The sequence below is a fragment of the Mesorhizobium sp. M0772 genome (assembly GCF_040320135.1).
Classification (GTDB): domain Bacteria; phylum Pseudomonadota; class Alphaproteobacteria; order Rhizobiales; family Rhizobiaceae; genus Mesorhizobium.
Map to the genome: position 1 here is coordinate 1 of NZ_JAMYPB010000093.1, position 8675 is coordinate 8675.

Annotated in this window: 6 protein-coding genes and 1 tRNA gene; 2 read left to right on the forward strand and 5 right to left on the reverse strand. The window is 64.2% G+C overall.

Features of this window, described 5'->3' with window-relative positions; genetic code table 11:
• Positions 1-119: 119 nt before the first annotated feature.
• Together NKI06_RS30330 and NKI06_RS30335 are read right to left on the reverse strand one after the other, a co-directional pair.
• Positions 120-2357, reverse strand: a complete 2238-nt coding sequence (locus tag NKI06_RS30330; protein ID WP_352987893.1) for a mannose-1-phosphate guanylyltransferase/mannose-6-phosphate isomerase — start codon at positions 2355-2357, stop codon at positions 120-122.
• 11 nt (positions 2358-2368) lie between these two features.
• Positions 2369-3889 (reverse strand): phosphomannomutase/phosphoglucomutase, encoded by a 1521-nt coding sequence (locus NKI06_RS30335; protein ID WP_023824217.1) that lies wholly within the window; start codon positions 3887-3889, stop codon positions 2369-2371.
• Between the two features lie 200 nt (positions 3890-4089).
• On the opposite strand from NKI06_RS30335, the gene NKI06_RS30340 reads away from it, so the two are divergent.
• Together NKI06_RS30340 and NKI06_RS30345 are read left to right on the forward strand one after the other, a co-directional pair.
• Positions 4090-4166 (forward strand) — tRNA-Pro (locus tag NKI06_RS30340).
• A 169-nt stretch (positions 4167-4335) separates the two neighbouring features.
• On the forward strand, positions 4336-4674 hold the full coding sequence (locus NKI06_RS30345) for a hypothetical protein (RefSeq protein ID WP_352987894.1): 339 nt from the start codon (positions 4336-4338) through the stop codon (positions 4672-4674).
• A 41-nt stretch (positions 4675-4715) separates the two neighbouring features.
• On the opposite strand, the gene NKI06_RS30350 is transcribed toward NKI06_RS30345, so the two are convergent.
• From NKI06_RS30350 to NKI06_RS30360, 3 genes are read right to left on the reverse strand one after another with little or no spacing between them, the layout of a single operon-like run.
• Complete coding sequence (locus NKI06_RS30350; RefSeq protein WP_352987895.1) at positions 4716-6335, reverse strand: ABC transporter ATP-binding protein; 1620 nt, start codon at positions 6333-6335, stop codon at positions 4716-4718.
• A gap of 47 nt (positions 6336-6382) precedes the next feature.
• On the reverse strand, positions 6383-7510 hold the full coding sequence (locus NKI06_RS30355; protein ID WP_023743707.1) for an ABC transporter permease: 1128 nt from the start codon (positions 7508-7510) through the stop codon (positions 6383-6385).
• A gap of 9 nt (positions 7511-7519) precedes the next feature.
• Positions 7520-8443 carry an ABC transporter permease subunit gene (locus NKI06_RS30360; RefSeq protein WP_023684574.1) on the reverse strand — a complete coding sequence of 308 codons (924 nt, stop codon included), beginning with the start codon at positions 8441-8443 and terminating at the stop codon, positions 7520-7522.
• Between the last annotated feature and the right edge of the window lie 232 nt (positions 8444-8675).

Genomic DNA, 8675 nt, shown 5'->3' on the forward strand with positions numbered 1-8675 from the left:
TGGGGGGTGCGCGCGGCGCGCGGGGGGGGGCCCCGGGCGCGGTGGGGGGGGGGCCCCCCCCCCCCCCCCGCGCCTGGCGGGGCGGGGGGGGGGGCCCCCCCACCGGCCTCTCAACAACCTCACCCCTTCTGCGCCGTCCCATCCAGATACTGCGTCAGCGCACAGACCAGATGATAGAAGATGCTGGCCGGCACATCGCTCGCCAGCGAGCGGCCGCGTTCGTCGATGCGGTCGATCCACAGGCCGAGCGGCGCCGGGTCGATGTGCCAGCGGAACAGGCGGCCGACGCGCGCTTCGATCTCCGGTTTGAGGTCGGGGCCACCTGAACCGTCAAGCGCAATCGCCGCCTTGATCGCTTCCGCCTGCGGCCAGCTGCGCGATACGAGGTCGAGCGGCAGGCCCTGCCGGGAGACCGCACCGTAGGCAAGGCCGGTGGCGCGGTTGAGGCCGTTGGCGATGGCCGAGGCGTAGAGCTTGCGGGCAAAATTGCTCAACTCGCCCTGACCGCTGTGGGCGACGAAATCGGTCAGCAGCGAGGCCCATTCGAAATGATGGCCGGGCTCGGTCCATGTGCCCTTCTCGCCGGCGGTCGGCTTCCACCCGGCGTCGAAATATTCGCCCAGCGTCCAGCTCTCGGCATCGAAGAAATGACTGCGGAAAAGGTCGATGATGCGCGCGGCGCGGCGCAGATAGGTGCGGTCGCCGGTCGCCTCATACCAGGCGAGGAAGGCCTCGAGCAGATGCATATGCGGGTTGGAGCGCCGCTCGCCCTCGCCGTCCGACGTCTCGAGGAAGCCGGTCATGCGGCTGTCCTCGAGATGCGCGTCGAGGAACACGAAGGTCTCCTGGCCCAGCCGCAGCGCATCCGGATTGCCGCACATATGCGCATGCGCCAGCGCCAGCAGCACGCAGGAATGGTCGTAGGCATCCTCGGTTGGGTCGGCGACGGAGCCGTCGACATTGAGCGTGCGCACCCAGCCGCCTCTCTCGGTGCGGCCCTTGCCGGCCATGAAGGCGATGCCGTGGCTAATCAACCGGTCCGCCGGACCGTCCCAGCCGCGTGCCCTGGCGACCGCAAAGGCATAGACCTGTCTGGCCGTCGTGCGCATACGCTTGGGCTTCAACAGCGGATTGCCATCGAAACCCAGCGCCTCGTGGAAGCCGCCATGACGCTCATCGACGCCTGAAGTTGACCACAGCGGCAAGGTCTCCTCGAACAGCCAGTGATGCACGCGCCTACGCCAGGCGCCGCTCTCGATGACGCGGTCGTGTGCCGGCGTAAACCTGGTTTCCAGCCGTCCCGATTTCTCCAGCTGCTCGACGATCTTCTTGACGTGCTGGCTGTGGCTGACCGGTGCGACGAAGGTGGCGTCCGCCGTCGAGACGATCGCGACGTCCTTCATGCCGATAGCCGACAAAAGCCGGCCGTCGCTTCTGATGTAGGAGTTCTCGCAATCGATGGCGACAACATCGCCGACGACGACATTGCCATTGGCATCAGCAGGGCCGACATCGAGCAGCGACTGCCAGGAGCCGAGGTCGTTCCAGCGAAAGCCGGCCGGTACCATGACGATGTCCTTGGCCCGCTCCATGATGGCGTAGTCGATCGAGTTCGACGGGATGGCGGCGTAGAGGTCGAGCGGCATATAGAGGCCGGACAGATCCGAAGTCGCTGCCTTGTAGGCCGCTTGGGTGGCCTGCCAGATGTCGGGCTGGAAGGCCGCAAATGCATCGCGCATGGCGCTGGCGCGAAACAGGAAAATGCCGGTGTTCCAGTAGAAGATGCCCGCACTGAGATAGCTCTGCGCGGTGCCGAGGTCGGGCTTTTCGACGAAGCGCGACACGTCGAAGACGCCGCCGCTTTCGGCTGCGACTTCGATATACCCATAGCCGGTCTCGGGCTGCGTCGGCTTGATGCCGAACACCACCAGACGGCCGGCAAGCGCTGCCTGGCTGCCCGCCTCGACGCTCTGCCAGAACTGCTTGGGCGTGGCGATTTCGTGGTCTGACGGCACCACCAGCACCAGGCTGTCGCCGAACTCCGACAATGTGCGCAGCGCGGCCAGCGCCACGGCGGCAGCCGTGTTGCGCCCGGTCGGCTCGAACAGCGGGCCACCGCCGGCGAGGTTGAGTCCGGCAAGGTCGGCATGGACACGCTCGGCATGGCGCTCGGCGGCGATCAGGAAGATCGGCGTCTCACCTTCCGGCCGCGCCGTCAGCCGGCGCAAGGTCTTGGCCAGCATCGAGCCGTCGCCGGAGAGATCGTGGAACTGTTTCGGGTTGTCCTCGCGTGACAGCGGCCACAGCCGCGAGCCGACACCGCCGCTCATGACAAAACTGACGATGCGCTCGCTCATGAAAGGTCCAATCAGAACGTCTGGTTGTAAGCGCCGACTTCGGGGCTGCGGCGCAGCACGGCGTCGACCGCCTCGAACATCTGCCGGCGGCGCTCGGACGATACCGGGCTTTCGACAACCACGACAAGCTCCGGCTTGTTCGACGACGCCCGCACCAGCCCCCAGGTGCCATCCTCGGCCACGACGCGCACGCCGTTGACGGTGATCAGCTCGGCGATCTTCTGGCCGGCAAAAGTCTTGCCGGCGCGCTGCATCGCCTGGAAGTCCGCCACCACCCGATCGACCACGCCGTATTTCACATCGTCGGCGCAATGCGGCGACATGGTCGGCGTGCCGAAGGTCAGCGGCAGCGCGCGATAGAGATCGGCCATCGAACTTGTGGGGTTGCGGACGAGCATCTCACATATGGCTATTGCCGTGATGAGACCGTCATCATAGCCGCGGCCGATCGGCGGATTGAAGAAGAAATGGCCCGACTTCTCGAAGCCGGCGACGGCGCCAAGCTCGGCGACGCGGCGCTTGATGTAGGAATGGCCGGTCTTCCAGTAATCTGTCTTCGCGCCGTTGCCACGCAAAACGCTGTCGGTGTTGAACAGGCCGGTCGATTTGACATCGACGACGAAGGTCGAGCCGGGATGTTGGCTGGAGATATCGCGCGCGAGCATGACGCCGACCTTGTCGGCGAAGATCTCGTTGCCCTCATTGTCGACCACGCCGCAACGGTCGCCGTCGCCGTCGAAGCCCAGCCCGACATCGGCGCCGGTCTCCAGAACCTTGTCGCGGATGGCATGCAGCATCTGCATGTCTTCCGGGTTCGGGTTATAGCGCGGAAAACTGTGGTCGAGCTCGACATCGAGCGGGATCACCTCGCAGCCGATGCGCTCCAGCGCCTGCGGCGCGAAGGCGCCGGCGGTGCCGTTGCCGCAAGCCGCCACAACCCTGATCTTGCGCGCGATGCGCTTGTCCTGGGTCAGGTCGTCGAGATAGGTCTCGCGAAAACCGGAGACGAATTCGTAAGAGCCGCCGCCGGCGAGATCGAAATCGCCCGACAGCACGATCTGTTTCAGGGCGCTCATCTCCTCCGGTCCGAAGGTGAGCGGCCTCGCCGCACCCATCTTGACTCCGGTCCAGCCATTCTCGTTGTGCGATGCCGTGACCATGGCGACGGAAGGCGCGTCGAGCGCGAACTGGGCGAAATAGGCCATGGGCGACAGCGCCAGGCCAATGTCTTTCACCTTTGCGCCCGCAGCCATCAGGCCGGAAACCAGCGCCAGCTTGATGGCAAGCGAATAGGAACGGAAATCATGCCCGGTGACGATGTCGGGCCCGGCGCCAAGACGGCGGATCAAAGTGCCCAGGCCCATGCCCAGCGCCTGGACGCCGATCAGGTTCAGGTCCGGCGGTTGCGTCGAACCGGCATGGCCAAACCACCAGCGCGCGTCGTATTCGCGAAAGCCGGACGCCTTGATCAGCGCTTCGGTTTCGAATTCGAAGCTGTTGGGCCGGGCGTCGCCTACGATTTTCAGGGGCAAGGCAGCAAAGCTCCAGATGGCGAAAACGCGATTTATCGAGGCTGCGACTTAGCACACAAGGCTTTAAGCCGGGTTTATCCCGGGAGGGAAAGCCAAGCTTTGCGGCAATGCCCAACGAAAGCCAACGAAATGCGACAGAAGCGCTGCCATTGCCGCTTGCAGGAACGGTATGTGGCAGCTATAAGCCCGCGGTCTGGTCACGGAGTGTAGCGCAGCCTGGTAGCGCACCTCGTTCGGGACGAGGGGGTCGCAGGTTCAAATCCTGCCACTCCGACCAGAAAAAACAGACACTTAGGTGTTTGTTCTCCCGACCCACAAGATGGCTTAATGCAAACCGGCCGCGCCGGCGTTCGCTGTCAGCATGGTGTTTTGACGCGACAACCTTCCGCGCTACCTCGATAATAGGAATGCCGCCGAGACAGCGGCCGGAACGAGGTTTGCGGAAGATGAATTTGTTGATTTCAAGCCGGCTGTCAGCGCTGCTCGCTTTGTCCCTGGCGGCAGGCTGCTCATCGCTGGGCAGCGCGGTGAACCCGGCGAAATACGACAGCATGACATGCGCCGAGCTCAACAACGCGGTAGGCGATACCGCGCGCGACATCTCGCAAACCGCCATCACCCGCGGCAGGGTCACCAACACCAGCGTTCCCAACTGGCTGCTCGGCGGCACGCGCGTGAAGAGCGCAGTGGCCAACCATGAGACGGCCAGAATCGAACTGCTGAAGCAGCGGCAAGAGGCCATTGTCGCGACAAGAGCCAACAGATGCCCTAGGTCAGCGGGCTAAGCGAACTGACCCTACCCTGACTATCGGCTGAACGTCACGCCTTAGGCACTCAGCCTGAAGCGCGTGACATCGATCGCCGCAGCCATCAGCGTCTGGGTGTAGGCGGCCTGCGGGTTGCTGAATATCTGTTCGGTCGGGCCTTCCTCGACGATCTTGCCCTGCCTCATGACGATGATGTAGTCGGCCATGGCGCGCACCACGGAGAGATCGTGGCTGATGAAGAGGTAGGACAGTTCGTGGTCGGCCTGCAGCTTGCGCAGCAATTCGACGATCTGCTTCTGCACCGAGCGGTCGAGCGCCGAAGTCGGCTCGTCCAGCACCACCAGTTTGGGCTTCAGGATCACGGCACGCGCGATGGCGATGCGCTGGCGCTGGCCGCCGGAGAATTCGTGCGGGTAGCGGTTGCGTGCGTTGGGGTCGAGGCCGACCTCGAGCAAAGCCTCGACGGCGCGCTGATCGCGTTGCTTGCCTGACAGGTTCGGCTCATGCACCAGAAGCCCTTCGGTGATGATCTGGCCGACGGTCATGCGCGGCGACAGCGAGCCGAACGGATCCTGGAAGACGAGTTGCATCTCACGCCGCAGCGGCCGCATCGCCTGTCGGTCGGCGGTGGAGATGTCGCGGTCGCCGAAGCGGATGACACCGTCGCTGGGCAACAGGCGCAGAAGTGCGCGGCCGAGCGTCGATTTTCCCGAACCGGACTCGCCGACGATACCGATGGTCTGGTTGCGCTTCAGCCGGATCGAAATGTGATCGACGGCGCGTAGCAGCAGCGGTTCGCCGGCAAGGAAGCCGCCGCCGATCTTGAAGGTCACTTCGACATTGCGGCCCTCCAGCAGCACCGGAGCGCTGGGCGGCGGCGCCGCCTTGGTGCCGGTCGGTTCGGCCGCCAGCAGCATTTTGGTATAGGCATGCTGCGGGTTGGCGAAAAGTGCTTCCGCCTCGCCTTCCTCGACCACCTCGCCATAGCGCATGACATAGACGCGGTCGGCAAAGCGCCGGACGATGCCGAGATCGTGGGTGATGAAGACGATGGCCATGCCGAGCTTGCGCTGCAATTCGGCGAGCAGCACCAGGATCTGCGCCTGGATGGTGACGTCGAGCGCCGTCGTCGGCTCGTCGGCGATCAGGATGTCGGGGTCGTTGGCCAATGCCATGGCGATCATGACGCGCTGGCGCTGGCCGCCCGACATTTCGTGCGGATAGGATTTCATCCGCCGCTCGGGATCGGGAATATGCACAAGCCGCAGCAGCTTGAGCGCCTCGTTCCGTGCCTCGGCTGCGTTCAGGCCGCGGTGCTTGCGGATCGGTTCGATCAGCTGGTTGCCGATCGAATAGAGCGGATCGAGCGATGTCATCGGCTCCTGGAAGATCATGCTGATCTTGGCGCCGCGCACCTTGTTGAGGTCGCTCTTGGTCATGGTCAGAAGATTGCGGCCGCGATAATCGACGTGACCCGTCGCCTCGCCATTGGACGCCAGCAGGCTCATCGCCGCCATCATGGTCTGGCTCTTGCCGGATCCGGATTCGCCGACCACGGCAACGGTTTCACCTGCCTTGACGTGGATGTTGATGCCCTTGACCGCTTCGACCGCGCCGTCGAGCGTGCGGAAGCGGACGCGAAGGTCCTTGACGCTGAGGATCGTTTCGGGCGCTTCCATCGCAACGGTCCCCATCTTATCGGTCCCCATCTTTATCCGTCCCATCTTCATCGGTCTCTCGGATCGAGCGCGTCGCGCAGGCCGTCGCCGACGAAGTTCAGCGCAAACAGCGTCGACACGAGGAAGAAGGCGGGGAACAAAAGCAGCCAGTTGGCGGTGCCGATGTTCTTGGCGCCGACCGAGATGAGCACGCCCCAGCTGGTCATCGGCTCCTGCACGCCAAGGCCGAGGAAGGACAGGAAGCTTTCCAGGATGATGACCTGCGGCACCAGCAGCGTCATGTAGATCACCACTGGTCCGAGCAGATTGGGGATGACATGGCGCAGCAGTATGCCGCGCTGGCCGACGCCCATGGCTTCGGCCGCCTGGACATACTCCTGCCGCCGGATCGACAGCGCCTGGCCGCGCACGATGCGCGCCATGTCGAGCCACAGCACCGCTCCCACCGCCAGGAACATCAGCACGAAGTTGCGGCCGAAGAACACCACCAGCATGATGACGAAGAAAATGAAGGGCAAGGAATAGAGCACGTCGACGATGCGCATCATCACCTCGTCGATCTTGCCGCCGGAAAAGCCTGCCGCCGCCCCGTAGAGGACGCCGATGACCACGGCGACAATGCCGGCAAGCAGGCCGATGGCCAGCGAGATGCGCCCTGCCATCAGCGTTCGCGAGAGAAGATCGCGACCGGTGTTGTCGGTGCCGAACAGGAAGTACTGCTGTTTGACCGACGCAGTCATAGTCAATTCGAGCCCGTCGGCCGATTTGCTCTCTATCTTGGTATCGTCGAAGGCATCGGAGCGGTCGAGATAGCGGATGTTGCGGTCGTCGATCGGTTTGGTCGAGGTGACGGTGACGGTGACGCGACTGCCGTCCAGTTTCCACTCCTTGATGTCGACGCGCATGCGCTTGACGGCATCCTTGAGCGCCGTCTCGATCATGTCGGGCTTCGGATAGGCTGAAAAGCTTGGCGGCGTGCGCACATAGTCGGCATAGATGGTGGTGTACTGATGCGGCACGAACCAGGGGCCGAAGATGCTGATGACGCCAATGAAGGCCAGGTAATAGAGGCTGAACATGGCGGCGCGGTTGGCTTTGAGGCGCGCCCATGCGTCGCCCCAGAGCGAGCGGCCGACGACGGCCGGCGGAGCGGCGGCGGCTGTGATGTCAGTCATAGCGCACCCTCAGTCATAGCGTACCCTCGGGTCGACGACCGCGTACATGACGTCGACGATCAGGTTGAAGACGATGGTGAAGAGCGCGATCACCACCACGGTCCCCATCACCAGCGTGTAGTCGCGGTTGAGCGCGGCATCGACGAAATAGCGGCCGACACCGGGAATGGAGAAGATGGTCTCGACGATGACCGAACCGGTGAGCAGCGCCGCGGCTGCCGGACCGGTGAAGGAAACGATCGGCAGGATGGCGCCGCGCAGCGCGTGCTTGACCACCACCGACCAGTCGGAGAGGCCGAGCGCACGCGCCGTTCGGATATGATGCGAACGCAAGCTCTCGATCATCGACCCGCGCATCAGGCGGGCAACGATGGCGATCTGCGGCAAGGCCAGCGTCAGCACCGGGCCGATCTTGTTGATCAATGCGCCATCACCCCAGCCGCCGATCGGCAACAGCTTCCAGGTCAATCCGAACACCAGCTGAATCACAGGAGCGATGACGAAGGTGGGGATAGTGCTGCCGGCGGTCGCCAGCGCAATCACCGTATAGTCGCCAAGCTTGTTCTGGTTGAGCGCGGCGATGGTGCCGAGCACCGAACCAAGCAGCAGCGCCAGGATCAGCGCGGAGGTGCCGAGCTGGACCGATATCGGCAGCCCCTTGGCAAACAGTTCGGTGACGGTGAAGTCAGGCAAATTGTAGCTCGGCCCGAAATTGCCGCGCAGAAGATTGCCGAGATAGTGGGCATATTGCAGCCAGAGCGGATCGTCGAGGCCGAACTGTGCTTCCAGATTGGCCCTGATCTCGGGACTGAGGCCCCGCTCCTGATTGAAGGGGCCGCCCGGTGCGACGCGTATCAGGAAGAACGCCATGGTCACGATGACGAACAGCGTCGGAATGGCGGTCAGAAGCCGCCGTAAGATGTATCGCAGCATCGGCGCCCCGCTTCGGCCAGAGCGACATACGTCCATGCGGACGCATTGCCACGCTCCGGCGCCAAATCTTCGCACCGGGCTTGCCGAAAATCGACCACGACTTTCGGACCGGTGCGATGACCGACCAGTCCGGGGGGGCCGCCCCGCGGGGGGGGGGGGGGGGGGGCGGGGCGGGTGTGGTCGGGGGGGAGGGGCGGGGGGGCGGGGGGGGGGGAGCCCCTTCAAGAGGAGC

What these genes read in the sequence shown, in the direction of transcription:
- NKI06_RS30350 (WP_352987895.1), bottom strand. Translation starts at nt 6,335, where the DNA reads ATGGAAGCGCCCGAAACGATCCTCAGCGTCAAGGACCTTCGCGTCCGC.
- NKI06_RS30360 (WP_023684574.1), bottom strand. Translation starts at nt 8,443, where the DNA reads ATGCTGCGATACATCTTACGGCGGCTTCTGACCGCCATTCCGACGCTG.
- NKI06_RS30345 (WP_352987894.1), top strand. Translation starts at nt 4,336, where the DNA reads ATGAATTTGTTGATTTCAAGCCGGCTGTCAGCGCTGCTCGCTTTGTCC.
- NKI06_RS30355 (WP_023743707.1), bottom strand. Translation starts at nt 7,510, where the DNA reads ATGACTGACATCACAGCCGCCGCCGCTCCGCCGGCCGTCGTCGGCCGC.
- NKI06_RS30330 (WP_352987893.1), bottom strand. Translation starts at nt 2,357, where the DNA reads ATGAGCGAGCGCATCGTCAGTTTTGTCATGAGCGGCGGTGTCGGCTCG.